Origin of the sequence: Radicibacter daui (assembly GCA_030657355.1) — a bacterium.
Lineage (GTDB): Bacteria > Pseudomonadota > Alphaproteobacteria > Radicibacterales > Radicibacteraceae > Radicibacter > Radicibacter daui.
The window spans coordinates 2005281-2032148 of record CP131056.1 but is presented as its reverse complement, the minus strand read 5'-3'; the positions used below and the strand labels follow the sequence as shown (position 1 = coordinate 2032148).

Genomic DNA, 26868 nt, shown 5'->3' with positions numbered 1-26868 from the left:
GCAGCACCTTCCCCACAAGTAGGGAAGGATTCAGGCCGCAGGCGTAAACGCCGCTGCCAGCCGGGTGATAAGACGCTCGCGGGCTGCAGGCACCGGCTTGTGAAGGGCGTGGAACACCACGCGTTCGAGGAAATGGCCGGTGAGCGTCAGCCCGTCCAGCACCTCGGCAAGGCTGCCGAGCCCCTGACCGATCAGGAAAGGCGGCAGCACCAGCATGCGCTCGCGGTAAGGCTCGCCGGCAGAAGCGGACACCGCCCGGCCGGTGCGCGGGGAAACATAGGCCAGCCCGTCATTGACGCCGGTTGCCGCGCAGCGGTCGAGGTCGAGGCCGAAGCCGAGTTCTCCCAGCAGGCCAACCTCCCAGCGTACATAGGCCGGCGCCCAGACTTCCGGTGGCGCGTCCAGCACCGCCAGCATGGCCTGCGTGGCATCAAAGAGCGGTTTGTGCGGCTCGCGCTCCGGCAGGGCGGCATCGGTAACGGCACAGAGGCTGGCGATCAGGCCAAGCCTCAGCGCATCGTCGAGCAGCAGCACCGCCGGCGAAGGTGCCAGCGCTTCCAGCGCAAAAGTGCCGAGCTGTTCCGAAAGCCGGGCCCGCCAGGTGGCCCTCACCAGCGTGCCGGGCTCCACCGCGCCGCCAAGGCGGGAGCGGCCATGGATGAGCCCGGAATGGCGGCCGCCATTTTGTGTCAGCAGGCTGACGACAGCCTTGCCCTCGCCATAAGGGCGGGTCGCCAGCACGATGCCGTCATCCGTCCACTCCATGGGGGTGGGCCTATCTGCCGCCGGGGCCGGTCAAGCCGGTCATGCCCCCCAGTCGAGGCCCCAGGGAGCGTAACGCTCCTTGTCGTCCTGCCAGTCCTCACGGACCTTGACGAACAGGAAGAGATGCACCGGCCGCTCCATCATGTTGGTCAGTTCGGCGCGCGCCTGGGTGCCGATCTTGCGGATGGCCTGCCCGCCCTCGCCCAGCACGATCTTGCGCTGGCCTTCGCGCTGCACGTAGATCGTCTGCTCGATGCGGATGCCGCGCTCGCCCTTGTCTTCCCAGCTCTCGGTCTCGACCGTCAGGCTGTAGGGCAGCTCGTCATGCATGTTGAGAAACAGCTTCTCGCGCGTCACCTCGGCGGCGATGAGCCGCATCGGCATGTCGGAGAGCTGGTCCTCGTCGTAAAGATAAGGGCCTTGCGGCACCTTGCCGGCCAGGAACTCCGCCAGATGCGGCACGCCGTGACCCTTGTGGGCCGAGATCATGAACACATCCGAGAAAACACCTGTCGCCCAGAAACTCTCGGAGAGTTTCAGCAGCTTCTCGCGGTCCATCAGGTCGATCTTGTTGAGCGCGAGGATCACCGGGCGTCCCTGCGCCTTCAACGCGTCGATGATGTCCGCATTGTCGTCCATCGGATCCTTGCGCGAGACATCGACCACCAGCACCGACATGTCGGCATCCTGCGCCCCGCCCCAGGCGGCGGCGACCATGGCGCGCTCCAGCCGCTTCTTGGGTTTGAAGAGGCCGGGCGTATCCACGAAGATGATCTGCGAGTGATCGTGCATCAGGATGCCGAGCACGCGGCTGCGCGTCGTCTGCACCTTCGGGGTCACGATGGAGATCTTGGAGCCGACCAGCCGGTTGAGCAGCGTCGACTTGCCCGCATTAGGGGCGCCCAGCAGGGCAACGAAGCCGCAGCGTGTCACTTCACCGGCCTTTTCAGTCTCTGTCATTTTGCAGCGGCTCCCTTGTCCGCATCATCACCGGCTTCCACGCAGCGCAGAAGTTCCAGCGCCGCTTCCTTTTCCGCCGCCCGCTTGCTGGAGGCGCTTGCCGTCACCGGCTCATGGCCCAGCACCGTCACCTCGATGACGAAAAGCGGATTATGCGCCGGGCCGGTGCGGTCCACCATCCGGTATTCCGGCAGCGGCAACGCCCGGGCCTGTGCCCATTCCTGCAGCGCGGTCTTCGGCTCGCGCGGCGGCGCGGTCACCGCGGCAACCGCCGCCTTCCAGTATTTCTCGATAAAGAGCCGGGCCTTGGGCAGCCCGGCGTCGACATAAAGCGCGCCGATAATGGCTTCGCAGGCATCCGCCAGGATCGCCGGGTTGCGCCGCCCGCCGGACTCGATCTCACCCGTCGATAGGCGCAGATAATCCCCGATACCGAGCGTGGCGGCCACCTCGGCCAGCATCTCCGCCCGCACGAGGCCGGCATGGCGCTTGGCGATATCGCCTTCGCTGTCGTCGGGATAGGTCCTGAGCAGCATGTCGGCCACGACCAGCCCCAGCACACGGTCGCCCAGAAACTCCAGCCGCTGATAGCTCTGGCGCGCCGCATCGCGCCGCCCGCCTACCAGGCTCGGATGGGTGATGGCGCGCCGGATCAGCGTCTGATCGGCGAATTCATGGTCGAGAAGCGCCATCAGGCGCTTCAGATCGTGCTCCGGCATTAACACTCTTGTCCCGCTGCCCGGCCCGATGAGCCGGGCCGGGGGTCGGCCACCATCCGGCACGGAGGCCGGCAGATGACCGTTTGAGGTCTTAGTCTATCTTGTCGCCGATGCGGCTGAAACGGATGGCAAACGGCCACTTCCAGAATTCGAGGAAGCTTGCCCCGTCGAGCGAGAAGAACAGCCGCTCTGCCCGGCCCAGCACGTTGGCAACCGGCACATAACCGACGCTGAAACGGCTGTCGTTCGAGTTGTCGCGGTTGTCACCCATCATGAAGAGATGGCCTTCGGGCACGGTGTATTCGTGCGTATCGTCAGCATAGGGCGCGGTATCGCCGCCCACTTCGATAATGGTGTGCCGGCGTCCGTTCGGCAGCGTCTCGATATATTGCGGCACGAAGCGGGTGCGGTTGCCTTCCTGATAGGCGAAATCCTCGATCCGCTCGCGCTCGACACGCTCGCCATTGATGAACAGGCGGCCGCCGCGCATCTGGATATGGTCGCCCGGCAGGCCGATCACACGCTTGATGAAATCGGTGCTGTTATCTTCCGGCGTCTTGAACACCACCACGTCGCCACGCTCCGGCAGGTCGCCGAACAGGCGCCCTTCGGCATCGAGGAAACCGAGCGGGGCGGAGTATTTGGAATAGCCGTAGGAGAATTTCGACACGAACAGGTAGTCGCCCACCAGCAGCGTGGGGATCATCGAGCCCGAGGGAATGTTGAACGGCTCAAAAGCAAACCAGCGGAAAAGCAACGCGATCAGAACCGCGATGAAGACGGTACGGATCATGTCGATGAACGAACCGATACCGCTTTGCTGCTTGCCACTTGCCACGGACATGTCCCTCACGTTCCTGTCCTTATTGCTCCTGGAAGCGCCCGCCCGGGGCGATCCATGGCGCTCTATAGCAGCCATCGCCACCCGCCAAAAGAGGCATAAGCGCGCTGCCCGCCCCGCTGCCTTATTTTGCCGCCTGCTGTGGCCTGACTACCCCTTGATGCAATCGGCTTCAGGCCGGGCGTGCTTCGATGATCACCTGCGCCTCGGCCCAGGGATAATCGTCCGTCAGGGTCACATGGACAAAGGCAACCATGCCCGGCGGTGTCATCTCGGCAAGCCGCCTCGCCGCACCGCCGGTAAGCTTCATCGTCGGCTGCCCGCTCGGCAGGTTGACGACGCCCATATCCCGCATGAAGACGCCCTGGCGAAACCCGGTACCGAGCGCCTTGGAGCAGGCCTCCTTGGCGCAAAAACGCTTGGCATAGGTGTAGGACGGGTTGACCCGGCGGCCAGCCTTGGCGCGCTCCACCTCGGTAAAGGTGCGCGACAGGAACCGCTCGCCGAACTTCTCCATCGTCTTCTCGATGCGGCGGATGTCGAGAATGTCGTTACCGATGCCAAGGATCATCGCGTCCCTCCCCTCAGGCGGCGATCGCCCGGGCCTTGTCCATGGCGGCGCGCATCAGGCGGATGCTCTCCTCAAGCCCGACGAAGATCGCTTCGCCGATGAGGAAATGGCCGATATTGAGCTCGCGGATTTCATCAAGCGCCGCCACCGGGCCGACGGTGTCGTAGCTGAGGCCATGGCCGGCATGCACCTCGAGCCCGAGCGAGGCGCCATATTTGGCGGCATCGGTCAGCCGGTTGAGTTCCATCAGGCGGTGCGTGGCATCCTCGGCATCGCAATAGGCCCCCGTGTGCAGTTCCACCACCGGCGCCTTCAGCGCCAGCGCGGCATCCAGCTGCGCGCGTTCCGGTGCGATGAAGAGCGAGACGCGGATGCCGGCATCGCCCAGCTTGCCAACCAGCGGCGTCAGCAGCTTCATCTGCCCTGCAGCATCGAGCCCGCCCTCGGTCGTGCGCTCCTCGCGCCGCTCCGGCACGATGCAGGCCGCATGCGGCTCGTGCTTGAGGGCGATCGCCAGCATCTCGTCGGTCGCCGCCATCTCAAGATTGAGCGGCAGCGAGATTTCCTTCGACAGCCGCTCGATATCGGCATCGGAAATATGGCGCCGGTCCTCACGCAGATGCGCCGTGATGCCGTCTGCCCCCGCCTTCTCGGCCATATGCGCCGCCCGCACCGGATCGGGATGGGCACCGCCCCGGGCGTTCCGGATAGTGGCCACATGGTCGATATTGACGCCAAGGCGCAGTTTGGGAGCAGTCATCTGGCACGGGTCCGCTTGCAGTCGGAAAAGAGGGAAGGTGCGATCAGGGCAGGCTTGCGCCGCCTTTGTCAATGCACGGGATATCTCTTTGGAAAATGCGGGTTCAGGCGACTTCGTGATGCCCGTCGGCACCTTGCTGGTTGCCCGTCTCCTGCCGGCGCGCGGCCAGCCGGTCGATGCGCTTGCGCCGATAGGTGCCGACCATCAGATAGACCAGCCCGAAGGTCGCAAGCCCGCCGAGGACACCGAAGACGAGCCCGCCCGCCAGCATCGGAAGAAGGATCTCCGAGAAGTGATGCATGATGTAGCCGACGCTCAGGTGATGCAGCTTCACCTGCAACAGCGGTATGCCCAGCAGGTGGCATCCGAGATAATAGTCAAAGAAGAGGATGGGCGGCGTGACCCAGGGATTGCCCACCAGCGTGCCCAGCATCGCCGCCAGATAGCTGCCGCGCAAAAGCCAGGTGAAGGCGAGCGCCAGAATGATGTGCCCGCCAAAACAGGGCGTGAGCGACACGGCAACGCCGGAAGCAAAACCAACGGCAATGCTATAACTGCTGCCCGGCAGACGGCGGACGCGGAAGTTGTAGTACTGCCCCACCCGGCCGAGCGGCATCGACGGCCACAGCCAGGATCTGAGGCGCTGCCGCGGCGTCAGGGGGGTTCGGCGGCGAAACAACATTAAGCGGCGTCTCTCCTTCGCTCCGCCCTCCTCCTCTGCCAAGGCTTCAAAGGGGGCAGATATCTTTTTCAAACCGGGCGGCCCGGCCCTCAAGAAAACAAGGCCGGCCGGATTAACCGATAAAGACCATAGCACCGGCGAGCGCAAGCCCGCCGGTTGCAACAGACTGTCGCGTCCCTCCCGAAAAAAGCGGCCTCAGCCAGTGCGGGCCCGCTCCACCATGTTCACCACCGGCGTTGCCCGCAGCGCGGCGATGATGTTGTTGAGGTGGCGGATATCGTGCACGTCGATATCAATCAGCATCTCGAAGAAGTCAGCCCCCCGGCTGATGATCTTGAGATTGGAGATGTTGCCGCCATTCTTGCCGACAACGGTCGAGAGCGCCCCGAGGCTGCCCGGCGAATTGACAAGGAAGATATGGACGCGGCCGGCCACCGGTTCGCCGGCATCTGCATTGTCCCACGCCACGTCCAGCCACCGCTCCGGTTCGTCGGCATAGTTGCTGAGCGTCTCGCAATCGATGGTGTGGATAGTGACGCCCTTGCCGGTGGTCACGAGGCCGACGATGCGGTCACCCGGAATGGGATGGCAACAGCGGGCGTAATGCACGGCAAGGCCGGAGATGAGCCCCTTGATGGGGATCGGGTTGCCCTTGCCGTTGGCCGGGCGTGCCGGGCGGTTCTGCTTGAGGGCGATGACTTTCTGGTCGGCCAGCGCCTGCTGCTGCTCGGCACTGATATGGGCCGGGAAGGCGGTGTGGAACACTTCCTTGGCCGAGATGTTGCCCGAGCCGACCGAGACGACCAGATCTTCCACCGAGCCGATATTGAAGTGGCGTACCACCGGCTCGAGGATCTTTTCAGAGACTTCGTAGTTGCCCTCGGCCTTGAACACCCCGTCCAGCATCTTGCGGCCGAGCTGGATATATTCGGTGCGCTGCTGGTTGCGGATAAAGCGGCGAATGCGGGCGCGCGCCTTGCCGGTAACGACGATGCGTTCCCATTCCGGCTTGGGCGTCGAGTTCTTGGAGGTGGAGATTTCCACCTGGTCGCCATTCTTGAGCGCGGTGCGCATCGGCACGAGGCGACCATTCACCCGCGCGCCGACGAAGGTGTCGCCGATCTGGCTGTGCACGGCATAGGCGAAATCGAGCGGCGTTGCCCCGTGCGGCAGGCTGATAAGATCGCCCTTGGGGGTGAAGCAGAAGACCTGGTCCTGGAACAGCTCAAGCTTGGTGTGTTCGAGGAATTCTTCCGGCCGCTGCGCGTTTTCCACGATCTCCAGCAATTGGCGCAGCCAGCGATACTGGCGGCCGTCATGCATGCGCTCGCTCTCGTCCCCGCCCTGCTTGTAGGCCCAATGGGCAGCAACGCCCATTTCGGCGACCTGCTGCATGTCGGGGGTGCGGATCTGGATTTCCACGCGCCCGCCGCTTGGCCCCAGCACCCCGGTATGGATGGAGCGGTAGCCGTTGGGCTTGGGGGTGGAGATATAGTCCTTGAAGCGGCCGGGAACGACCCGGTAGTGCGAGTGGATCACGCCGAGCGCCTGGTAACACTGCTCGACGGTATCGACCTGGACGCGGAAGGCCATGATGTCGGAGAGCTGCTCGAAGGCGATGTCCTTCTTCTGCATCTTCGACCAGATCGAATAGGGCGACTTTTCGCGACCGGAGATGCGGGCATTGATGCCCGCCTCCTTCATGTGGCGGCCAAGGCCGGCGATGATGCCGTCGACGGTCCCCTCGCCCTGCTCACGCAGCTGGGCAAGGCGCAGATTGATGGATTCATAAGCCTCAGGCTGAAGCTCCGCGAAAGCGAGCCCCTGCAACTCGTCCTTTACCCGTGCAAGGCCGATGCGGTCGGCCAGCGGGGCGTAGATATCCAGCGTCTCGCGGGCGATGCGCTTGCGCTTCTCTTCCTTCGGAATGAAGTGGAGCGTGCGCATGTTGTGCATGCGGTCGGCGAGCTTCACCAGCAGCACGCGGATGTCTTCCGACATCGCCACCACCAGCTTGCGGAAGTTTTCTGCCTGCTTGCTCTGCTCGCTCTGCAGCTCAAGACGCGTCAGCTTGGTGACGCCGTCGACGAGCCGCATGATCTCGGGGCCGAACTGCTTGCCGATATCCTCCAGCGTTGCCGGCGTATCCTCGACGGTATCGTGCAGCAGCGCGGTGACGATGGAAGCGGCATCGAGCCGCAGCTCGGTCAGAATGCCTGCGACTTCAAGTGGATGCGAAAAATAGGGGTCGCCATTGGCCCGGGTCTGGGAGCCATGCATCTTCATGGCATAGACATAGGCCTTGTCCAGAAGAGCGCCATCGGCGCCCGGATCATAGGCCTTCACCCGCTCGACAAGCTCGTATTGGCGAATCATTCAGTCCGGCCGCACCGACTCAAAGGAGGTTGGTGGAAGAGACCGAGCCTATACCGCGAACGGGGACTCGGGCCACATCATTCATATGGCATTGCCCGAGAGTGTTGTTAAGGCCACAAAATACCAACAAAGCACTACGCCAAAACATTAAGGGCACCGTTGCTTGTCGCAACGGTGCCCTTGAATGCCTGACCGCAAGGTTGGAAGCGCGCCTTACTCGGCGTCTTCGCCGCCTTCCAGATTCTCTTCCATGGCCAGATCCTCGGCAGAGACATCCTCGAAGCCGCCGGCGGCCACGGAGAGGTCGACCTTGGCCTGGGCCTCGCGCATTTCGCTGGCGCCGAGCTCATACGTCTCGTCGTCATCGGCGAAGATGTGCTTGTGCTGGCCGCGCATCAGCGAGCCGCGCAGGTTCTCGAGGCTGACGGTCTCGTCAGCGATCTCGCGCAGGGCGATGACCGGGTTCTTGTCGTTGTCGCGCTCGACGGTCAGATGCGAGCCGGCGTTGATCTCGCGGGCGCGCTGGGCCGCCATCATCACGAGGTCGAAGCGGTTCGGCACCTTCTCGACGCAATCTTCAACGGTTACGCGGGCCATGTGGCCTCCTTGGCAGTCGTCACACGTGGACAAACGGGCGCCGGAGCGGCACCAATTTCAATGCAGGTCGCCCCGTATAAAGCCTGGGTCCCGCGAAAGCAAGGCCAGGCTTGCCTGACCTCCCGTCCTTGCCCAAACTCAGTTACAAATTCGGGCTCAACCTTGGCACGCCGAAGGAGTGTTGGCCCACCCTTCTTCCGGCTCTAAAATGCTTTCGGCTTCGTCGATCTGTCTCGGACCTCCGTCCTCAGAAAAGCCGTGCTTGCGACAGGCCAGAATGCACGCATTTAATATTCGCATAGCGTCCGCCTCACCACTAAAGAGGCCGCCAGACGCATAAACGCCTGAATCACAGAACGTTTTTACGCCGTCAGCACGGGACATTAAAACAACCTTGTCGGCTTGCCCGCCGTAAATCCAGTAACAACCACTCAGTAAACCCGCCGCAGATATTGCCAAAATGGCGCCTATTAGCACCTTTGGCACAACAAGCCTCATAATGATCAGTGCCTCTTTATTACTGTCCACGCACCTTCAAAAACACAATCTCACTCTCGTTCGCCCCCAGAGGCTGGCACTATATCAACTAGCTGAAATCCACCTGCCGCTCGCGGCGACGACCGATGCTGTCGCACAGTAGGATATAGAGCTTGCCGACATCCGAGGTCATGAAGACCGAGCTCAGCAGGTCGCTGTTGTCGGCCTCCGTTGCCTGGTCGAACAGTTCCTCGAACTGGCGCACATAACGCAGCACATAGGCGCGGAACTCGGCATCCTGCTCGAACTTGGCGCGGATGCGGTCGGCCGGGAAGCGGTCGCGCAGCGTCAGCACACGGCGGGTAAAGACCGAGGTGTCGCCGCGGTGGAAGCTCTTCCACACCTTTTCGGGAATGTCGTGGTCGAGCATGCGGCTGAAATCGACAGCCAGCGCATGCAGGGACTCCACCACGAACTTGGCGGAGTTGAGGAAGGCATCGCGGCGGGAATGAGTTTCCACCGCCTGCACCGCCCTTGCCTGCTCCAGCGCCTTTTCCGCGGCGGTGAGCAGCGTCTGCGATTGCCGCTCGAAGACGGCGCCGGCCTGACGGGCACGCTCGTCGGCATCGGCTGCGGCAGCAGAAAGCCCGTCGCCGCTGAGGCGCAGGCGCTGGCCAGTTTCGTCGAGCAGTTCGGCCACCGAGCGGGCACGATCGCCCAGCAGGCGCGTCTGGGCGGAGAGCGCCTCGGCACTTTCGCCAAGGCGGCCAGTGCCATCATTGACACGCTGGCTCGCAGCCTCGATCTGGCCGCGCAGCGAGGCGGCGGCACTTTCAAGCCGCGCAACAACATCGTCCACGCGGGCGGCAAGCCGGCCGACATGGCTGGAAAGGTCAGCCTGCGCATCGGCAAGGCGCAGCGCCGTCTGGTCGGCAGCGCCGCTCAGCTGACGGGTACCGCCAATGAGCGCCTCTCCGGCTTCCAGCAGGCGGTCGCGGGCGGCTTCGCCGCCGCTGGCCAGCATGTCGGTCTGTTCGCGCGTTTGCGTTGCCTGCTCCAGCAGCAGCTGGGTGACGTTGGCAGAGGTTTCGGAAAGCGCCTTGGCACGTTCCTCGAAGGCATCGCCGGCCCGGCGCACCTGCATGGCGGCAGTGCCGGTGGAAGCGGCCAGATCCTGCGTCTGCTGCTCCAGCGCCTGCCGCACCGTCTCCACCCGCATGAAGGCCTGGTCGGAGGCAATGGCGATGTCGGCGGACTGGCGGCTGAGATTGTTGGAAATGTCCTTGAGCTGGCCGGAGGCGGTCAGCACCGCTTCGGCAAGGCTCGTCGTCTGGTCCTGCACCTGGCCGCCCGCCCCGCGCATCACCTCGACCGTCTCGCCGGTCTGGCCCTGCAGCGCGGCCAGATGGCCGGTCAGTTCCTCGATCATCAGCGTCAGCCGCTCGCGGCCGCGATCCACCACATGGTCAAGCCGCTCGCCGGCCTGCTCCAGCCCTTCGGTGGCGCTGACGAGATGACCGGTCGCGGTTTCGGTAATGCCAACCACCGCTTCCTGCCGGCGCTCGATCTCGCTGCCGATGCCGGAGATGACGCCCTGGACGCGGGTACCAACCTCTTCCACCGTTTCCGTGCGCTGCACGATCTCGCGGTCCAGCTGCTTGAAATGTTCGCCAAGCGAGACCGAAAGGCGCTCCAGCGCCTCGCCACGCGCCCGCATCGCCCGCTCGGCTTCGGCAAGGGCACCCTGCGAGCGGCCGGAGGTGGTGTTGACGGTCTCGGTTGCCCGGGTAAGGGCATTTTCCGCGTCGCCAAGGGCAGACACTGCACCGCGCACGGAAAGGTCCAGCCCCTCGCGCCGGTCGCGCAGCGTGTCGTTGATGCGCTCGGCCTGGGTGGATACTTCACCAGCCAGCTGGGCGATGGAATGCGCCCCCTGCTGCAGGTCAGTGCGGATGGAACCTGCCTGCTGGCTCACACGCTCGGCGGCAGTGTTGAGATCGGACATGCGCTGCGAGAGCGTACGCTCGAGAGCCTGCGCCCGCTCTTCAGCCGTGGCGCTGGTAGCTGAAAGCGAGGTGACGACACTTTGCAGCAGGGCCGAAACACCCTCGATCTGCTCCAGCACCTGCGCCGCCGAGGTGCCGAGCCCGTGGCCCTGCTCTTCAAGGCTGGCACCGACACCGCGGGCCCGCTCCACCGCCTGATCGGCGGCGGTGACCATGGCAGTAACGCCGCGCGACAGCGTCTCCCCGGCAACCGTCAAGCGCTCGGAAGCGGCAGCGGCACTTTCGGAAGCAAGCCCGCTGGCAGCGTTGAGCCCGGCCGTAGCGCTGGTAACCGCCTCCGCTCCGCTCTGCCCCGCTTCCACGATGCGGCGGGCAGCTTCTTCAAGCCGCTGGCCGGCACCGTCAACTACACCGCCGGATTTCTCGACAGCGGCGCGGACCAGTTCGCTGGCCCGACCCATGGCGCCTTCGGCAATCTTGCCACGCTGGTCAAGCTGGTCGGCAACGGTCAGCAGGGCGCGGGTGCGCGCATCCAGCATCTCGCCGGCCTCTCGGCCTGCCGCTTCCACCGCATCGGCACGGTCGCCCAGATCGCCGATCTGGCGGTCGAGCGAGCCGGAAATGGCCCGGGTGCGGCGCTCAACCTCATCGGTCAGCGTGCGCAGCCCGTCGATGCGGCTTTCCACGCTGGTGCCCATCTCGCCCAGCTGGTCGAGCACATCCTGGCTGATGCCGCCAAGGCGCTCGATATGGCCGAGCAGATTGTCGGAGATAACGGAGGCGCGAGACATCGCCTTGTCGGAGGTCCCGGCAAAACTCTCAATACGGCTGTCGAACTCGTCGGCAAGGTCGGCAAGCCGCCCGCCGGAACGCTCCGCCGCATTGCTGAAACGCTCCATGCGGTCGGAAAGGCCGCCGGCGGCACTATCAAGCCGGCTGCCGGCCCCGGAGACAACCTGCTCCAGCCCGCTCACCCCGTCGCCAAGGCTGGTTGCGATAGAGCGCACCCGCGCTTCGGCGGTTTCACTGACGGTGCGCAGCGCGGCAAGCTGGGCTTCGGCTGCTGTTTCCATGGCGCGGGAGCGGCCTTCAAGCGCGGCCAGCATCTTTTCGAGCGCCTGCACGCGGTCGGCGAGCGTATCGGCAACCTGCTTGCCCCGCTCAGCAGCGCTGGAGGCGATACGGTCAAGCTGGTCGGTTTCATCGCGGATGGCGCTGCGCGCCGCTTCCACACGGCTCGTCACCCCTTCGGCCGCCGCGCTCATCTGCTCGGCCTGCACCTTGAGAGTGCGCACGATACGATCGGTACGCGCGGCGCCGGCTTCGCTCGGCAGTGTCAGCAGCGCCAGTTGGCTCTTGAGCTCACTGGTATAGGCCCGCACATCGAGCCCGCGCTGGATGTAGGCCATGGCCGCCCATAGCAGCGCGACCGGGGACAGCACGCCGGCGAGGAAGAGCCCGATTTCGTGAGGCAGCAGACCGCCAAGGTTACGCCAGCCGATCGACTGGTCGAGATAGCGGCCCATAAAGCCGATCCAGATCGCCGTCAGCGCCAGGGCAACAAAAAGGACAACGCGGCGCCAGAGCCCGCCCGAGGCCGGCGGTACCGGCTGGGAGGAGCTGGTGATATCCACCACCGTGCCCCGTGTATCGTCAGAGCCACCGCCTACCGTCGGCGTTGCCGCCCGGTCCGTCCCCTGCACCGCCATGCCGCCCCCTTTGGCCCGTCCCCGGCCAGCGTCCGGAATTGAACCCCAGGCTTGGCGCCTCTAATGGACGCCCCCCTGAGAAAATGCGTGAGAGATCGCTATCAATAGCTTGATTCGCGGTATGTTTCCAGCCGCATCGGCGCCAAACCATCCGCAAAAGCAAATGCCGGGCACCAGGGCCCGGCATCTACAGCTTTTTATCCGCCGTCGCCTTGTGGGCTTCAGCGGTGACAGCGTCCGTCAAGGGGTGCCCTGGGCCTCGCCGCCGGCAGCCTCGCCTGATGCCGCGTCTGCGGCCGGCTGCTCGGCCTGCAGCCGCTCGGCTTCAGCCTTCAGGAGGTTGTAACGCCACACGCTGACCGGGATGGAGCAGAGGTACAGCAGGCCCACCGCCGTCAGCGTGCTCCAGGTCCGCGTCAGCAAAAGCGTCACCAGGATCGCCATGCCGATGAGCACGAAGAACACGGATTTCTGCGGCACGCGCATACGCTTCAGCGAGAAGGTCGGCACGGTGGAGACCATGAGACCGCTCACCATCAGCGCCCAGAACCCGATCAGCCAGGGAGAGGAAATCCACTCCCCGTCGAGATCGAAGCTGGCCATCAGCGGCAAAAGCACGATGCCCGCCGCCGCCGGAGCCGGGACGCCGACGAAATAATTGTAGGCGTAGGGCGGCAGGTCGCTCGCTCCCATCATCACATTGAAACGCGCAAGGCGCAGCGCCGCGCAGACCGGCACCAGCAGCATGACGAGCCAACCTATTTGCCCGGCATCCTGCATGGCCCAGTGGTAGAGGATAAGTGCCGGCGCCACGCCGAAGCTCACGAGATCGGCAAGACTGTCGAGTTCGGCGCCCAGCTTGCTCGTGCTCTTGAGCAGCCGGGCAAGCCGCCCGTCCAGCCCGTCGAACAATGCGGCCAGCAGCACGAACAACACAGCTTCGTGATACCGGTCCACCAGCGAAAAACGGATGGCGGTCAGGCCCGCGCACAAGGCCATCACCGTCAGCATGTTAGGGATGAGATTGGCGACCGAGATGCCCTTGAGCCGCTCGAGCCGGCGCCGGGGAACTCCCCGCCGCCGCCCGCGCCGCCCGGCGCGCTCGCCAACCATCAGCGCACCTCGCCCAGACGCGCCGGCTCGGTGCCGGCAAGATCGGCCAGCACGGTTTCGCCCGCCAGCGTCACCTGGCCTTCGCACACCAGCGGCTCCACCCCTTCGGGCAGATAGACGTCGACACGGCTGCCGAAGCGGATGAGGCCGAAGCGCTCGCCAGCCTTGAGACGCACGCCATCCTGCGCCAGCCGCACGATGCGGCGGGCAACGAGGCCGGCAATCTGCACGAAGGCGATTTCCACACCGTCATCGGTGCGCATCAGGAGCGACAGGCGCTCGTTATGGATGCTGGCCTTGTCGAGCGAGGCATTGAAGAACTTGCCTTCATGATAAGCCGTGCGCACCAACTCGCCTTCCACCGGCGCGCGGTTCACATGCACGTTGAAGACATTCATGAAAACGCTGACGCGTGTCATCGGCGCATCGCCGATCCCCAGTTCCGGCGGCGGTGGCACCTTCTGGATACGCTGCACCACACCGTCGGCCGGGCTGATGATCAGCCCCTTGCGCTGCGGCGTGACACGGGCGGGATCGCGGAAGAAATAGACACACCAGACAGTGAGCAACACGCCCAGCCAGCCAAGCGGCGTGGCCAGCGTGAAGAAGAACAGGGTTATCACCGCAAAGATGGCGATGAAGGGCCAGCCCGCACGATGAATGGGCACGAGAATACGGTCTATGACCTTTGCTCCCAACAAGGACGGCACGCGGATTGGCATCAATAACCGCGGTCCATCAGGCATTAATATGGTCGGTATCCTGCTGCGGACAGCCGGCACCCCACCCTCACAGCCACCCCGCTCCCTCCCCCTTGGAAAAAGACGGGCCCCGGCCGGAGCCGGCGACTATAACCGAGGCGGCCGCCCCCTGTTAAGGCTTGAGCGCCATGATCAGGGGGCGGCAATGCCCTGCAGCATTAAAAACCTCAGGGTTTCTGCGGCACGGCAAAGACCTGACCCGGATAGATAAGGTCCGGATCGCGGATCTGGCCGCGGTTGGCTTCGTAGATATCCGTATACTGGATGCCCTTGCCGTAGATGCGGCGCGAGATGCGCCACAGGCTGTTGCCCGGCTGGACCGTTACATGGTCCGGACCGGCAGCGGCCAGCTCTTCCGGCGCGGCGCGGGTGAAGGGAATCTCTACGCGCTGGGTCACCTTGCCGTCAGCGCCCAGTTCGTCCACGCGCAGCTGGTAGCGGCCGGGCTTGACCGGCTGGTCCGGCGTCAGGCTCCAGCGGCCCTTGTCATCCACCGGCGCCTGTCCGGCAAACTGGTTTTGCAGATAGACATTGACCGAGGCACCCGGCGCGCCGCTGCCGCCGATGATCACATCGCCCTTGTTGTCATAGTCGACGACATCGACGGAGACATTACCCTTGCCGGCCGGTGCCGCCGGCTCTGCCGCCGCAGGCGCAGCGGGGGCGGCCGGCGTTTGAGCGGCCGGGGCAACCGGCGCAACATCCGGCGTCTGCAACGGCACGGAGGCACCGCCCTCGCGCGGCACCAGCAGGGCGAGCGGCTTGGTGTCGCCACCTTCGGTGCCAGCGAGGTTCTTGCCCGGCTCCGGCACGGCCAGCACCACGACATCCTTGGAGCGCACATCCTGCCCGTCGGCGCCCTTGGCCTGGAGCCCGACAACCTGCTCGCCGGGTTTCAGCGGCTCGGTCGGCACAAATACCCATTCGCCATGGTTGTCAGCGGTCACCTTGCCGAGCGGCTTGTCGCCGAGCATCACCGTAACCTCGGCGCCGGGTGCGGCCTTGCCGGCAATCACGGCATTACCCTGCGGATCGATGCGGACAACATCGAAGCTGGGGGCTGCCGGCTGCGCCGTCTCGGCGGCCTTGGCCGGGGTTTCGGCCGGAGCGGCGGCAGGCGGACTGGCCGGCTGTGCAGCCGGCGCGGCCGAGCCCGCCGTGACGGCGGGAGCCGGTGCAGCAGGGGCCGCGGGCTCGGCGGCCTTCGGCACCTCGCCGGTGGTCGACGGGCTGGGAGCGGTCGGCGGCGCGGCAGTGCCAGCGGCGCTCGTCTCGCCAGTTCCTGTCGGAGCCGGCGCCGTTGCCGTTTCGGTGGCGGGCTGGCGCGTCAGGTAAAATAGAAGGCCAATCAAAATGGCAATCAAAAGGGCGGCGAGCACGCCTCCCACTACACGTCGGTTCACGGTCCGCGCCACCCTTATTTGTGGACGGGCCCTGTGGCGGCCCGTCATCTTTCAGGCGGCAACTATAAACTGGAAAAAATTCGCCACACCAGAGGGATGCCGTCAGATCGCCCAACATTCCTTCCGATTGGTGACAAAATCCGCTGATTGACCGCCAGCCGGCACTGTTGAGGCCCCTTTGCCGCTCCCACTTTTTTTCCCCGGCTTTTTGCTTTAAGGCGGAGGCATCCATGCCGCGTTGCACCAAACCGGGAGCCCCCAATGAGCATAATCAGGTCGGTATGCGTTTTCTGTGGCGCCTCGGGCACCGTTGCTGCCGGGTACCACGATCTGGCAGCCGATATCGGCACACGGATTGCCGAGGCCGGGCTGCAGCTGGTCTATGGCGGGGGCAATGTCGGGCTGATGGGCACGGTTGCCAATGCCGCGCTGCGCGCCAAAGGCAGCGTCATCGGCATCATTCCCGAACATCTCCAGGCGCTCGAGGTCGGCCATCCCGACCTTGAGGAACTGGTGATCGTGCCGGACCTCATGGTGCGCAAGAAGCAGATGCTGGAGCGCTCGGATGCCTTCATCATCCTGCCCGGCGGTTTCGGCACCATGGACGAGCTGTTCGAGGTGCTGACCTGGAAACAGCTCGGCCAGTTGCCCAAGCCGGTGATCATCGTGGACCTCGACGGCTTCTTCCAGCCGCTGCTCACCATGATCGACCACACCATCGAGCAGCATTTTGCCCGCCCGAGCCATCGAGCGCTGTTCGATGTCATCACCAGCGCCGAGGATCTGGTCGCCGTTCTGGAGCGTCCGCAGGGTGAAATCGAACATCCGCGGGCCAAGATGAATAGCGCCACAGTATGATGGCAGCGTCGCATTTGCCCTTTTCCGGGCAGGTGCTATAACCCGGCCATCTTTCGTCCTTTATCCCCAATCCATTACGTACCGCAGGAGCCAGAACTCATGGCCAAGATCAAAGTCGACAACCCGGTCGTCGAAATCGACGGCGACGAGATGACCCGGATCATCTGGCAGTTCATCAAGGACAAGCTGATCCTGCCGTACCTCGATATCGACCTGAAGTATTTCGACCTCGGCATCGAGAGCCGAGACGCCACCGACGACCAGATCACCATCGACGCTGCCGAGGCGATCAAGAAGTACCGCGTGGGCGTGAAGTGCGCGACCATCACCCCCGATGAAGCCCGCGTCACCGAATTCGGCCTCAAGAAGATGTGGAAGTCGCCCAACGGCACCATCCGCAACATCCTCAACGGCACCGTCTTCCGTGAGCCGATCATCTGCTCCAACGTGCCGCGTTACGTTCCGGGCTGGACCAAGCCGGTCGTCATCGGCCGTCATGCCTATGGTGACCAGTACCGCGCCACCGACCTGAAGGTGCCGGGCAAGGGCACCCTCACCATGAAGTTCGTGCCGGAAGACGGCGGCCCGGCAATCGACCTGGAAGTCTTCAAGTTCCCGGGCGCCGGCGTCGCGATGAGCATGTACAATCTCGACGAATCCATCGCCGGTTTCGCGCGGGCCTGCTTCAACTACGGCCTGCAGCGCAACTACCCGGTCTATCTCTCCACGAAGAACACGATCCTCAAGGCCTATGACGGCCGCTTCAAGGATATCTTCCAGGAGATCTTCGACGCCGAATTCGCCGACGCCTTCAAGAAGGCCGGCCTTACCTACGAACACCGCCTGATCGACGACATGGTCGCCTGCGCCATGAAGTGGGATGGTGGTTACGTCTGGGCCTGCAAGAACTATGACGGCGACGTGCAGTCCGACACCGTGGCCCAGGGCTTCGGTTCGCTCGGCCTCATGACCTCCGTGCTGCTGACCCCCGATGGCAGCTGCGTGGAAGCAGAAGCCGCCCACGGCACCGTTACCCGTCACTACCGCCTGCACCAGCAGGGCCGTGAGACCTCCACGAACCCGATCGCCTCGATCTTCGCCTGGACGCAGGGCCTCGCCTACCGCGCCAAGTTCGATAACAACGAAGCGCTCGCCAAGTTCGCCAAGACGCTAGAGAAGATCTGCGTCGAGACGGTGGAAGCCGGCTTTATGACCAAGGACCTCGCGATCCTCATCGGTCCGGACCAGCCCTGGATGACGACCAACGCCTTCCTCGACAAGCTGGCCGCCAACCTTGAGACGCGCATGGCCGCCTGATCGGCACCTAAAGACCGGGAGTGGGCCCTCCGGGGCCGGCTTCCTGAATGGACAGAGGCCCTGCCGGGAAACCGGCGGGGCCTTATCCTTTTGCGCTGTTGCCGCTAACCATCGGCTGGGCCTAGTGATGAGCGGTCAAAAGCTCAGGACTCCCTTGTAAGATGGCCTCGTTTGATATCGAGATCGAAGCGGATCTCAGACTGATCACGCTCTATTTCGCCCCCCTGCCCGACATCAATGAGATCAAGGCCAATCTCCAGCAGTTGTGGACGGATATCCGCGACCTTGAGACCTATGATTTCATCAATGATTTCCGTGGCATGACCAATGCTCCCCGGCTCGAGGCGATCAGGGACAGCGCAGAATTCTGGAGCCAGTTTCTCCAGGATCGCGACGCCTTTCAGCTCACCGCCCTTATCATCAACGATCCAGCCGTCAGGGCCGAGGCGGCAGAGTATTACCGCGACCACTACTCTCATCGCTATATCGGCGCCTTCGGCACGATGGAGGAGGCGCGGGAGTGGATCCGCCGCTCCCGCCGCAGCTATCTGGCGATGAAGAGCTGACGGGGGCTCCCGGCCTCTCCCCTTCCCGAAATCAAAAAGGCCCGGCTGCTGACAGCCGGGCCTTTTTGATAACTACCTGCCGGAGAACGGCGCGTCAGGTATTGGCTGCGCGCTTTTCCTCGTCCTCGGCCTTCTTTTTGTTCGGGCTCTGGTAGGCCATGGCGCAATGCTCGGCGCAATAGGGCATGCCCTGCACCGCCTGATGGCCGCAGAAGCGGAAATCCGGATGCTTGGGGTCGCCGATCGGCCACTTGCACATACGCTCGGTCAGATCGAGGATGGTCACACCCTTGGTCTTCTTGCGGATGGGCGACGGCCGACCGGAAAGGCCGAGACGGTGCGCCTTGCCGATAACCGCGTTGCGGGTGACATCACCCAGCTCCTGTGCGATCTCGCTGGCGCTCATGCCCTGAGACCACAGATATTTCAGCCGCTCGACGCGCTCGTCAGTCCAGCTGTTGGTTTCCTGTTCCATCTTGCCCCCTTCATACCCCGGACGCCTGCCCCGGATCAGGCCACCAGCCTGGCCTTCAATCCGTTCCTGCAGGGCGCACAGGTGAGAAATCCCTGGTACCGCTTCTGATCATCCTGCCCGGTGCCCGCAGTCTTGCGGAGACCGGGCTGGCCGGCGGGGCAGTGACGATACCCAGCCTTCGCCGGCCATGCAACGAATCACCATGGCGTATGAGAACGGGCCTCATACGCCATGGCAGCAACCTAACTCAAGCGTCTGTACGCAAAGCTCATGCACCGAGCGCCGCGGCAATGGCCTCGACAGCCTCGCCGGCCTGCGACGGATCGGTACCGCCAGCCTGCGCCATGTCAGGACGGCCGCCGCCGCCCTTGCCGCCCAGCTTCTCGGCACCGAGTCGCACTAGATCAACCGCGCTGAAACGGCCGGCCACATCGTCGGTCACGGCAACCACGATGGACGCCTTGCCGTCATTGGCGGCGATGAGCACGGCAACACCGGAGCCGATGCGCGCCTTGAGCTCATCCGCCATCGGCTTCAGCTCCTTGGGCGGCACATCTTCCAGCACGCGGGAGATCAGCTTGACGCCGGCGATCTCGCGCACGTCGCCATCGCCGCCCGCATTGTCGGTCGCCATCTTGCGGCGCAGGTCGGAGAGATCACGCTCCAGCCTGCGCTTTTCCTCAACCAGCGCGCCCACCCGGGACGGCACATCTTCCGGCCGCACCTTGAGCTCGCCGGCAACGGTGGAGAGCATCGCCTCGCGATCCGCGAACCAGGCAAAGGCCGCAGCACCCGTCACCGCCTCGATACGGCGCACGCCGGCTGCCACCGCGCTCTCGGAGACAACCTTGAACAGGCCGATATCGCCGGTGCGCTTCACATGAATGCCGCCGCACAGCTCGACCGAGAAGTCACGGTTAGCGGTCGCGCCCGGGCCTCCCATGGTGACGACGCGCACTTCCTCGCCATACTTCTCGCCGAAGAGCGCCATGGCGCCCGTCTCGATGGCCTCGTCCACGGCCATCAGGCGGGTCACAACCTCGCTGTTGCCGCGCACGCGAGCATTCACCTGTGCCTCGATGACGGCCATCTCGGCGGCCTCGATGGGCTTGGGGTGGCTGATATCGAAGCGCAGGCGCTCGTTATCCACCAGCGAGCCCTTCTGCGTCACATGCTCGCCCAGCTTCTCGCGCAGGGCTGCGTGCAGCAGGTGGGTGGCGGAGTGGTTGGCGCGGATGGCCGAGCGGCGCTCGCCATCGACCGCAAGGTCAACCGCATCGCCAACGGCAATGCTGCCGGCTTCCACCGTGCCCAGATGCACGAACACATCACCCAGCTTCTTGACCGTGCCGGTGACGGCAACCTTGCCACCCTTTTCGGTGGTGATGGCGCCGCTGTCGCCCACCTGGCCACCGGACTCACCATAGAAGGCAGTCTGATTGACGATGACGGCGACATTCTGCCCAGCTTCGGCCTTTTCCACCCGCTTGCCGTCCACGACGAGCGCGGTCACCTGGCCCTCGACATGCTCGGCCTCGTAACCGAGGAACTCGGTGGCGCCCAGCTGCTGGCGAATGTCGAACCACACGGTCTCGGTGGCAGCCTCGCCGGAACCGGCCCAGTTGCGGCGGGCTTCGGCACGCTGGCGCTCCATTGCCGCCTCGAAGCCGGCAACATCGACAGCGCCGCCACGGCCACGCAGCACGTCCTGCGTCAGGTCGAGCGGGAAGCCATAGGTATCATAGAGCTTGAAGGCCACTTCGCCCGGCAGCACGCCGCCGGAAGCCAGCCTGGCCGTCTCGTCATCCAAGAGGCGCAGGCCGCGGTCGAGCGTCTGCTTGAAGCGGGTTTCTTCCAGCTTCAGCGTCTCGGTGATGAGAGCTTCGGCACGCACAAGCTCGCGGTAGTGGCCACCCATGGCCCGCACCAGCGCCGGCACCAGGCGATAGAGCAGCGGCTCGGTGCAGCCGATCATGTGCGCATGGCGCATGGCGCGGCGCATGATCCGGCGCAGCACATACCCACGGCCTTCATTCGACGGCAGCACGCCGTCGGCGATCAGGAAGCCGGAGCAGCGCAGATGGTCGGCAATGACACGATGGGACACGTTCACCGGACCATAGGGGTCGGTGTTGCTGGCCGCGGCAGACGCCTCGATCAGCTGGCGCATCAGGTCGATATTGTAGTTGTCATGCGTGCCCTGCAGCACGGCGGTAATGCGCTCGAGGCCCATGCCGGTATCGATCGACGGACGCGGCAGGTTGATGCGCTCGCCGTTCGGCAGCTGCTCGAACTGCATGAACACGAGGTTCCAGATCTCGATGAAACGGTCGCCATCCTCGTCCGGGCTGCCGGGAGGGCCGCCGGGGATGGAGGGGCCGTGATCATAGAAGATCTCGGTGCAGGGGCCGCACGGGCCGACATCGCCCATGGTCCAGAAATTGTCGGAGGTCGGGATGCGGATGATGCGGTCATCCGGAAGCCCGGCGATCTTGCGCCACAGGCCGGCGGCCTCCTCGTCGGAGGTGTGCACGGTGACCAGCAGCTTGTCCTTGGGCAGGCCATACTCGCCGGTCACCAGCTTCCAGGCGAACTCGATGGCGTCAGGCTTGAAATAGTCGCCGAAGGAGAAGTTGCCGAGCATCTCGAAGAAGGTGTGATGCCGCGCCGTATAACCGACATTCTCAAGATCGTTATGCTTGCCGCCCGCACGCACGACCTTCTGGGAGGTGGTCGCCCGCTTGTAGGCGCGCTCTTCCTGCCCGGTGAACACATTCTTGAACTGCACCATGCCGGCGTTGGTGAACATCAACGTCGGATCGTTGCGCGGCACCAGCGGGCTTGAATCCACCACTGTGTGGCCGTTCCTGGCGAAGTAGTCGAGAAAGGTATTGCGGATGTCGTTGGCGGTTTGCATGGCCACTTCTGCCTGACATAAGGGACCCGGTGTTTTACAGCCCGGCTCGCGCCCTGTCCATGGCGGCAGGAAAAGGGCGATAAAAAAGCCGGCCCGGGGTTTTTGACCCGGGCCGGCTTTCAATGTTTTCCGGCGATTACAGATGCCTTCAAGGCATCCGCCTCCGGATTTTATTCGCCGCTATCGCCATCCGGGCCGGAGAGCATGGCGTCGGCCACGAGGCCGGCATTCTGGCGAATGCGCACTTCCACCTCGTTGGCGATCTCGGGATTTTCCCGCAGGAAGTTCTTGGCATTCTCACGGCCCTGGCCGATGCGCTGGGTGCCGAAGGAGAACCAGGCACCCGACTTCTCGATCACATTGGCCTGCACGCCGAGATCCAGCAGCTCGCCGAGCTTGGAGACACCCTCGCCATACATGATGTCGAATTCGACGACGCGGAACGGCGGCGCCATCTTGTTCTTCACCACCTTCACGCGGGTCTGGTTGCCGACCACCACCTCACGGTCCTTGATGGAGCCGATGCGGCGGATGTCGAGGCGCACGGAGGCGTAGAACTTGAGCGCATTACCGCCCGTCGTCGTTTCCGGGTTGCCAAACATCACACCGATCTTGAGACGGATCTGGTTGATGAAGATGACGATGCAGTTGGACTTGGAGATCGAGGAGGTCAGCTTGCGCAGCGCCTGACTCATGAGGCGCGCATGCAGGCCGACATGGCTGTCGCCCATCTCGCCTTCCAGTTCGGCGCGCGGCACCAGCGCGGCCACGCTGTCTACCACCAGCACGTCGATAGCGCCGGAGCGCACCAGCGTGTCGGCAATTTCCAGCGCCTGCTCACCGGCATCCGGCTGGGAGATCAGCAGCTCTTCCACATCCACGCCCAGCTTGCCGGCATAGCTCGGATCGAGCGCGTGTTCGGCATCGACGAAGGCGCAGGTGCCGCCATTCTTCTGTGCCTGCGCAATCACATGCAGCGCCAGCGTAGTCTTGCCCGAGCTTTCCGGGCCGTAGATTTCGATGATGCGGCCGCGCGGCAGGCCGCCGATGCCCAGCGCGATATCGAGACCGAGGGAGCCGGTGGAGATGATGTCGGTTTCGACCGACCCCTCCCGCTGCCCCAGCTTCATGATCGAACCCTTGCCGAAGGCGCGCTCAATCTGGGAAAGGGCGGCGTCGAGTGCTTTTTGCTTATCCATGGAGTCTTTTTCGATCAATCGGAGTTGCGGCGAGGACATGGCTTACCCCCTTTAAGCACGACGGCGGTTGGGCTTCAACGTGTCGTGATTGTGCATGATTTGTTCTCATGCGCAAGGGCATATTTTCCCTATTTGTTCCTTTTTTGATCTCCTCCCGTATCGGATGTTCTCCATTCCATCCGAAATCAGGTGAGCAGTTTTTTCACTGCCACCGTCAACTGCTTGAGACTGAAGGGCTTGGGCAGGAAAGTGGCCTCCGCCGCCACGTCGCCGGCTTCGCTGGCGCGCAGCCTGTCCTCGGCATAACCGGAAATGAAAATGACCTTGAGCTCCGGGCGCTGCGGCAGGATGGCCCTTACCAGCGACGGCCCGTCGATGCCCGGCATCACCACGTCGGAGATCAGCAGCTCCACGGCTTCCCCCTCCGGCGAGCGCAGGAGCTCCAGCGCCTCTTCCCCGTCGCGGGCCACCAGTACGGTGTAGCCCTTGTTGCGCAGGGCACGGGCGCCGAAGGTGCGCACGGCATCCTCATCCTCGGCCAGCAGGATGGTGCCGGTACCGGTAAGATCGACCGAGCGCGCCTCTTCCGCTGCCGCCGCTACACCCGCCTCTTCCAGCGCGCCGCCCTCATGGCGCGGCAGGTAGATGGTGAACTCCGCCCCCTCGCCCGGCACAGAGCTGGCGGTAATATACCCCCCCGTCTGGCGCAGGATGCCATAGACCGTGGACAGGCCGAGCCCGGTACCGGCGCCGGCCGGTTTGGTGGTGAAGAAGGGGTCGAAGATGCGCCCCAGATGTTCCGGCAGGATGCCGCTGCCGGTGTCGCGCACCGAAAGCACGACATAATCCCCGCGCGGTACGGTTTCACTGCCGGCACGCCGGGGCGTCAGCAGGCTCAGCGAGGCGGTGGCCAGCGACAACGTGCCGCCGCCGGTCATCGCGTCGCGTGCATTGACAGCCAGGTTGATGATCACCTGCTCCAGCTGGCCCTGATCGGCCCGCACCAGGCCAAGGTCGCGCCCGTGATGGATCTCCAGCGTGATGTTCTCGCCGATGAGGCGGCGGATCAGATTGGCGATCTCCGCCACCACCTCGGTCAGGTCCAGCACGCGCGGCTTCAGCGTCTGCTGGCGCGAGAAGGCCAGCAGCTGGCGCACCAGATTGGCGGCGCGGTTGGAGTTCTGCTTGATCTGCATGATGTCCGCGAAGGAGCGGTCGCCGGGCAGATGGCGCTGCAAAAGCAGGTCACAGAAACCGGAAATGGCGGTCAGCAGATTGTTGAAGTCGTGCGCCACGCCGCCGGCCAGCTGTCCCACCGCCTGCATCTTTTGCGACTGGACGAATTGCTGCTCCAGCGCCCGGCGCTCGGACGCATCGATGAAATGCAGCACAAGCGCCCCGTCGCCGCTCACCTCGCCGTTGTCGCCGCGCACCCGGCGCGCATAAAGCGCCACGGGCAGACCGCCGCCGGCTTCCAGCCGCACCTCGATGCGTGCCTCGCTCTCGCGCTCGCCGGCCCGCACGCGCTCCAGCATGATGCGCACGCCGGCCCGATCGCCGGCATCGAACAGCATCAGGGCATCGATGCCCTCCACCTGCCGCGCGCCCAGCCCCAGCAGGGCAAGCAGGGCCGGGTTGGCTTCGGCAAGGCAGCCATCCTCGCGCAGTAGCGCCACCCCCACCGGGGCATCCTCAAAAAACTGGCGGAAGGCAATGGGAGAGCGGCCCGGCAAGATCGGCCAGGGCTGGGTGTTGCCCACATCGCGCAGCGCCGCCACGGCACGCAGATCGATACCCCTGCCGTCGGTGGCGCTCTGCAGCACGGCAAGGCGCAGCGGCCGGCCGTCGGGCGTGCGCATGACCACCTCCCCCGCCGGCAACTCGGGATCGAATGCGGACCAGGGCGGCAGGTTGCGGGCAAGCGGCAACAGGTCGTGCAGGCGCATGCCGCTGTCGAGCATTTCTGCCGCCGGCATGCCGACCCAGGCGGCAAGGGTAGGGTTCACATAGAGGAAGTAACCTTCCGCATCGACCGAGTAGAGCCCGACCGGCGCATTCTCCACCAGTTCGGCCACACGCTCCTGCTCGGTGCGCATGATCTCTTCCACACCGCGCCGCTCGTCCGCCGCCTCGAAACGCCACAGCAGATAGCGCCCTTCGCCCGACAGCGGAGAGACCTGCACCCTCCACCAGCGTCGGCCGACACCGGGGAAGGAGAGCGGCATTTCCTCGATCGCCCCCTTGCCGGCGGCGGCACTCACCGCCATCAGCCCGAGGCGGGCGCCGGATTCAGGATCGGCGGCAAGGGAAGACGGGCTCGGCGATGAGCCCGTCGTTTCTTCCCCCGGTGCGGGTTCGGGAAACCGCATCAGCGTGTCGAACGCCGAATTGCCGCGCACTGGCGTCAGATCATCCTCGGAAATCAGCATCGCAGAGGAGGAGAGTAGAAAAGCCTGCTGCTGCAGACTGCTGCCGCGTCCGAAACCGAAACCGATGGCAATGCCGGCAACCGCGGCCACGCCGGCCGCCGCAGCCCATCCAAGCCCGGCAGACCCCAGCCCCACCGGAATGGCAACGGCCACGCCGGCAAGCACCGCGCAGCCGCTTCCCACCAACGCCAGGCGCAGCTTCAAGAACGGTTCCTCATCCCAGCTTGCGTCCCTTCATGCGGAAGACATAGGAGATGATCTCCGCCACGGCGCGGAAATGCTCGGCCGGCACCATCTCCTCGATATCGCAGGTGGCATACAGCGCACGCGCCAGCGGCGGGTTGCGCATGATCGGCACCTTGTGCTCCTTGGCAAGATCGCGGATGCGGGCCGCCACCTCGTCCACCCCCTTGGCCACCACCATCGGGGCGTCCATCTTCTCGGGGTCATATTTCAGTGCGACCGCATAATGGGTCGGGTTGGTAACCACCACGTCCGACTTGGGCACGTTGGCCATCATGCGCTGGCGCGCGCGCTCCATACGGATCTGGCGGATGCGGCCCTTGACCATCGGGTCGCCTTCCTGCTGCTTGTACTCGTCCTTCACCTCCTGCTTGGTCATGCGCATATCCTGCGCAAACTTGAAGCGCTGGTAGAGCATGTCGGCGAGGCCGATGATAAGGACGGAGACGAGCACCGCGATCAGCACGCGGATGGCAAGGTGCCAGGTTTCGGTCAGCAGCGCCGCCAGCGACAGCTGCACATAGTGGTCCACCGCATCGAAGGCCGGCATCAGCATGAGAAGGGAGATGCTGCCCACCACCGCCAGCTTGGCGATGCTGCGCAGCAGGTTCAGCAGACTGTCGACCGAGAAGATACGCTTGAAGCCGGTGAGCGGGCTGATCTTGGAGAGCTTGGGGATCAGGCTTTCTGCCGAGATGACGATGCCGTTCTGCACCGTGCCGCCGACGAGCGCGATGACCACCATGGCCAGCGCCGGCAGCGACAGGAACAGCAGCACATGCAGCGTGGTGCCCATCAGCACATTGCCAAGCCCGCCGGCATCGGTCGGCACCTGGTCGGCCTGCGCCAGAAAACGGGTGAGCTCGCGCGTCAGTTGCTTGCCGGTTACCGGGATGAAGATGGCGACGATAACCGTCAGCATCAAAAGAGCGAAGAAGTGGGGCAGTTCCGTCGATTTCGGGACCTGCCCCTTCTTTCGTGCTTCCTCCAGCTTTTTACTGGAGGCGTCCTCTGTTTTGGAGGAATCGTCGGCATCTTCTTCAGACATTCACCCCTCCGCAAAAGCGCGATGCAGCACCACCCGGACATGGGGCGATTGTAGCTGCTGCAATCGGGGTGAAGCC

Annotated in this window: 22 protein-coding genes; 3 read left to right on the top strand and 19 right to left on the bottom strand. The window is 64.4% G+C overall.

Annotated features, from left to right (window positions below; genetic code table 11):
* Positions 1-30: 30 nt before the first annotated feature.
* The 14 genes from recO to QTL98_RS09465 all read right to left on the bottom strand — a co-directional run bounded on the left by recO (position 31) and on the right by QTL98_RS09465 (position 15740).
* Positions 31-765, bottom strand: coding sequence for a DNA repair protein RecO (gene recO, locus QTL98_RS09530; RefSeq protein ID WP_445681982.1), 735 nt, complete (start codon positions 763-765; stop codon positions 31-33).
* 39 nt (positions 766-804) lie between these two features.
* On the bottom strand, positions 805-1725 hold the full coding sequence (gene era / locus QTL98_RS09525; protein ID WP_445681981.1) for a GTPase Era: 921 nt from the start codon (positions 1723-1725) through the stop codon (positions 805-807).
* Positions 1722-2444, bottom strand: coding sequence for a ribonuclease III (gene rnc / locus QTL98_RS09520; protein ID WP_445681980.1), 723 nt, complete (start codon positions 2442-2444; stop codon positions 1722-1724). The genes era and rnc overlap by 4 nt, the downstream gene beginning before the upstream one ends.
* Before the next feature lie 91 nt (positions 2445-2535).
* Positions 2536-3288: a signal peptidase I gene (gene lepB / locus QTL98_RS09515; protein ID WP_445681979.1), complete on the bottom strand. Its 753-nt coding sequence runs from the start codon at positions 3286-3288 to the stop codon at positions 2536-2538.
* A 169-nt stretch (positions 3289-3457) separates the two neighbouring features.
* Positions 3458-3856, bottom strand: a complete 399-nt coding sequence (acpS, locus tag QTL98_RS09510; RefSeq protein WP_445681978.1) for a holo-ACP synthase — start codon at positions 3854-3856, stop codon at positions 3458-3460.
* Between the two features lie 13 nt (positions 3857-3869).
* The gene (locus QTL98_RS09505; RefSeq protein WP_445681977.1) at positions 3870-4616 is read right to left on the bottom strand and encodes a pyridoxine 5'-phosphate synthase; all 747 of its coding nucleotides are present in this window, start codon (positions 4614-4616) and stop codon (positions 3870-3872) included.
* 103 nt (positions 4617-4719) lie between these two features.
* Positions 4720-5298, bottom strand: a complete 579-nt coding sequence (locus tag QTL98_RS09500; RefSeq protein WP_445681976.1) for a DUF2062 domain-containing protein — start codon at positions 5296-5298, stop codon at positions 4720-4722.
* A 195-nt stretch (positions 5299-5493) separates the two neighbouring features.
* The gene (locus tag QTL98_RS09495; protein WP_445681975.1) at positions 5494-7674 is read right to left on the bottom strand and encodes a RelA/SpoT family protein; all 2181 of its coding nucleotides are present in this window, start codon (positions 7672-7674) and stop codon (positions 5494-5496) included.
* 213 nt (positions 7675-7887) lie between these two features.
* On the bottom strand, positions 7888-8271 hold the full coding sequence (rpoZ, locus tag QTL98_RS09490; protein ID WP_445681974.1) for a DNA-directed RNA polymerase subunit omega: 384 nt from the start codon (positions 8269-8271) through the stop codon (positions 7888-7890).
* A 156-nt stretch (positions 8272-8427) separates the two neighbouring features.
* Positions 8428-8769 carry a hypothetical protein gene (locus QTL98_RS09485; protein WP_445681973.1) on the bottom strand — a complete coding sequence of 114 codons (342 nt, stop codon included), beginning with the start codon at positions 8767-8769 and terminating at the stop codon, positions 8428-8430.
* Between the two features lie 88 nt (positions 8770-8857).
* Positions 8858-12463, bottom strand: coding sequence for a hypothetical protein (locus tag QTL98_RS09480; protein WP_445681972.1), 3606 nt, complete (start codon positions 12461-12463; stop codon positions 8858-8860).
* Between the two features lie 240 nt (positions 12464-12703).
* Positions 12704-13576 (bottom strand): CDP-diacylglycerol--serine O-phosphatidyltransferase, encoded by an 873-nt coding sequence (pssA, locus tag QTL98_RS09475; RefSeq protein ID WP_445681971.1) that lies wholly within the window; start codon positions 13574-13576, stop codon positions 12704-12706.
* Positions 13576-14274, bottom strand: a complete 699-nt coding sequence (locus QTL98_RS09470) for a phosphatidylserine decarboxylase (RefSeq protein WP_510637561.1) — start codon at positions 14272-14274, stop codon at positions 13576-13578. Before QTL98_RS09470 ends, pssA begins: the two co-directional genes overlap by 1 nt.
* 230 nt (positions 14275-14504) lie before the next feature.
* Positions 14505-15740: a LysM peptidoglycan-binding domain-containing protein gene (locus QTL98_RS09465; RefSeq protein WP_445681969.1), complete on the bottom strand. Its 1236-nt coding sequence runs from the start codon at positions 15738-15740 to the stop codon at positions 14505-14507.
* Positions 15741-16001: 261 nt separating this feature from the next.
* Between QTL98_RS09465 and QTL98_RS09460 the strand changes: the two genes are divergently transcribed.
* From QTL98_RS09460 to QTL98_RS09450, 3 genes are all read left to right on the top strand, one after another.
* Entirely contained in the window at positions 16002-16598 is a 597-nt protein-coding gene (locus tag QTL98_RS09460; protein WP_445681968.1) for an LOG family protein, read from the top strand.
* A gap of 99 nt (positions 16599-16697) precedes the next feature.
* Complete coding sequence (locus QTL98_RS09455) at positions 16698-17915, top strand: NADP-dependent isocitrate dehydrogenase (RefSeq protein ID WP_445681967.1); 1218 nt, start codon at positions 16698-16700, stop codon at positions 17913-17915.
* Between the two features lie 161 nt (positions 17916-18076).
* Positions 18077-18481 carry a hypothetical protein gene (locus tag QTL98_RS09450; RefSeq protein WP_445681966.1) on the top strand — a complete coding sequence of 135 codons (405 nt, stop codon included), beginning with the start codon at positions 18077-18079 and terminating at the stop codon, positions 18479-18481.
* Between the two features lie 94 nt (positions 18482-18575).
* Here QTL98_RS09450 and QTL98_RS09445 read toward each other — a convergent pair whose 3' ends face one another.
* From QTL98_RS09445 to flhB, 5 genes are all read right to left on the bottom strand, one after another.
* Entirely contained in the window at positions 18576-18956 is a 381-nt protein-coding gene (locus QTL98_RS09445) for a GcrA family cell cycle regulator (protein ID WP_445681965.1), read from the bottom strand.
* Between the two features lie 268 nt (positions 18957-19224).
* Positions 19225-21873 (bottom strand): alanine--tRNA ligase, encoded by a 2649-nt coding sequence (gene alaS / locus QTL98_RS09440; protein ID WP_445681964.1) that lies wholly within the window; start codon positions 21871-21873, stop codon positions 19225-19227.
* 170 nt (positions 21874-22043) lie between these two features.
* Positions 22044-23111, bottom strand: a complete 1068-nt coding sequence (gene recA / locus QTL98_RS09435; protein ID WP_445681963.1) for a recombinase RecA — start codon at positions 23109-23111, stop codon at positions 22044-22046.
* Positions 23112-23257: 146 nt separating this feature from the next.
* Positions 23258-25705 carry an ATP-binding protein gene (locus tag QTL98_RS09430; protein ID WP_445681962.1) on the bottom strand — a complete coding sequence of 816 codons (2448 nt, stop codon included), beginning with the start codon at positions 25703-25705 and terminating at the stop codon, positions 23258-23260.
* A gap of 10 nt (positions 25706-25715) precedes the next feature.
* Positions 25716-26792, bottom strand: coding sequence for a flagellar biosynthesis protein FlhB (flhB, locus tag QTL98_RS09425; protein ID WP_445681961.1), 1077 nt, complete (start codon positions 26790-26792; stop codon positions 25716-25718).
* Between the last annotated feature and the right edge of the window lie 76 nt (positions 26793-26868).

Coding starts and splice junctions, on each gene's coding strand:
- recO (WP_445681982.1), bottom strand. CDS start 765: ATGGAGTGGACGGATGACGGCATCGTGCTGGCGACCCGCCCTTATGGC.
- era (WP_445681981.1), bottom strand. CDS start 1,725: ATGACAGAGACTGAAAAGGCCGGTGAAGTGACACGCTGCGGCTTCGTT.
- rnc (WP_445681980.1), bottom strand. CDS start 2,444: ATGCCGGAGCACGATCTGAAGCGCCTGATGGCGCTTCTCGACCATGAA.
- lepB (WP_445681979.1), bottom strand. CDS start 3,288: ATGTCCGTGGCAAGTGGCAAGCAGCAAAGCGGTATCGGTTCGTTCATC.
- acpS (WP_445681978.1), bottom strand. CDS start 3,856: ATGATCCTTGGCATCGGTAACGACATTCTCGACATCCGCCGCATCGAG.
- QTL98_RS09505 (WP_445681977.1), bottom strand. CDS start 4,616: ATGACTGCTCCCAAACTGCGCCTTGGCGTCAATATCGACCATGTGGCC.
- QTL98_RS09500 (WP_445681976.1), bottom strand. CDS start 5,298: ATGTTGTTTCGCCGCCGAACCCCCCTGACGCCGCGGCAGCGCCTCAGA.
- QTL98_RS09495 (WP_445681975.1), bottom strand. CDS start 7,674: ATGATTCGCCAATACGAGCTTGTCGAGCGGGTGAAGGCCTATGATCCG.
- rpoZ (WP_445681974.1), bottom strand. CDS start 8,271: ATGGCCCGCGTAACCGTTGAAGATTGCGTCGAGAAGGTGCCGAACCGC.
- QTL98_RS09485 (WP_445681973.1), bottom strand. CDS start 8,769: ATGAGGCTTGTTGTGCCAAAGGTGCTAATAGGCGCCATTTTGGCAATA.
- QTL98_RS09480 (WP_445681972.1), bottom strand. CDS start 12,463: ATGGCGGTGCAGGGGACGGACCGGGCGGCAACGCCGACGGTAGGCGGT.
- pssA (WP_445681971.1), bottom strand. CDS start 13,576: ATGGTTGGCGAGCGCGCCGGGCGGCGCGGGCGGCGGCGGGGAGTTCCC.
- QTL98_RS09460 (WP_445681968.1), top strand. CDS start 16,002: ATGAGCATAATCAGGTCGGTATGCGTTTTCTGTGGCGCCTCGGGCACC.
- QTL98_RS09455 (WP_445681967.1), top strand. CDS start 16,698: ATGGCCAAGATCAAAGTCGACAACCCGGTCGTCGAAATCGACGGCGAC.
- QTL98_RS09450 (WP_445681966.1), top strand. CDS start 18,077: ATGGCCTCGTTTGATATCGAGATCGAAGCGGATCTCAGACTGATCACG.
- QTL98_RS09445 (WP_445681965.1), bottom strand. CDS start 18,956: ATGGAACAGGAAACCAACAGCTGGACTGACGAGCGCGTCGAGCGGCTG.
- alaS (WP_445681964.1), bottom strand. CDS start 21,873: ATGCAAACCGCCAACGACATCCGCAATACCTTTCTCGACTACTTCGCC.
- recA (WP_445681963.1), bottom strand. CDS start 23,111: ATGTCCTCGCCGCAACTCCGATTGATCGAAAAAGACTCCATGGATAAG.
- flhB (WP_445681961.1), bottom strand. CDS start 26,792: ATGTCTGAAGAAGATGCCGACGATTCCTCCAAAACAGAGGACGCCTCC.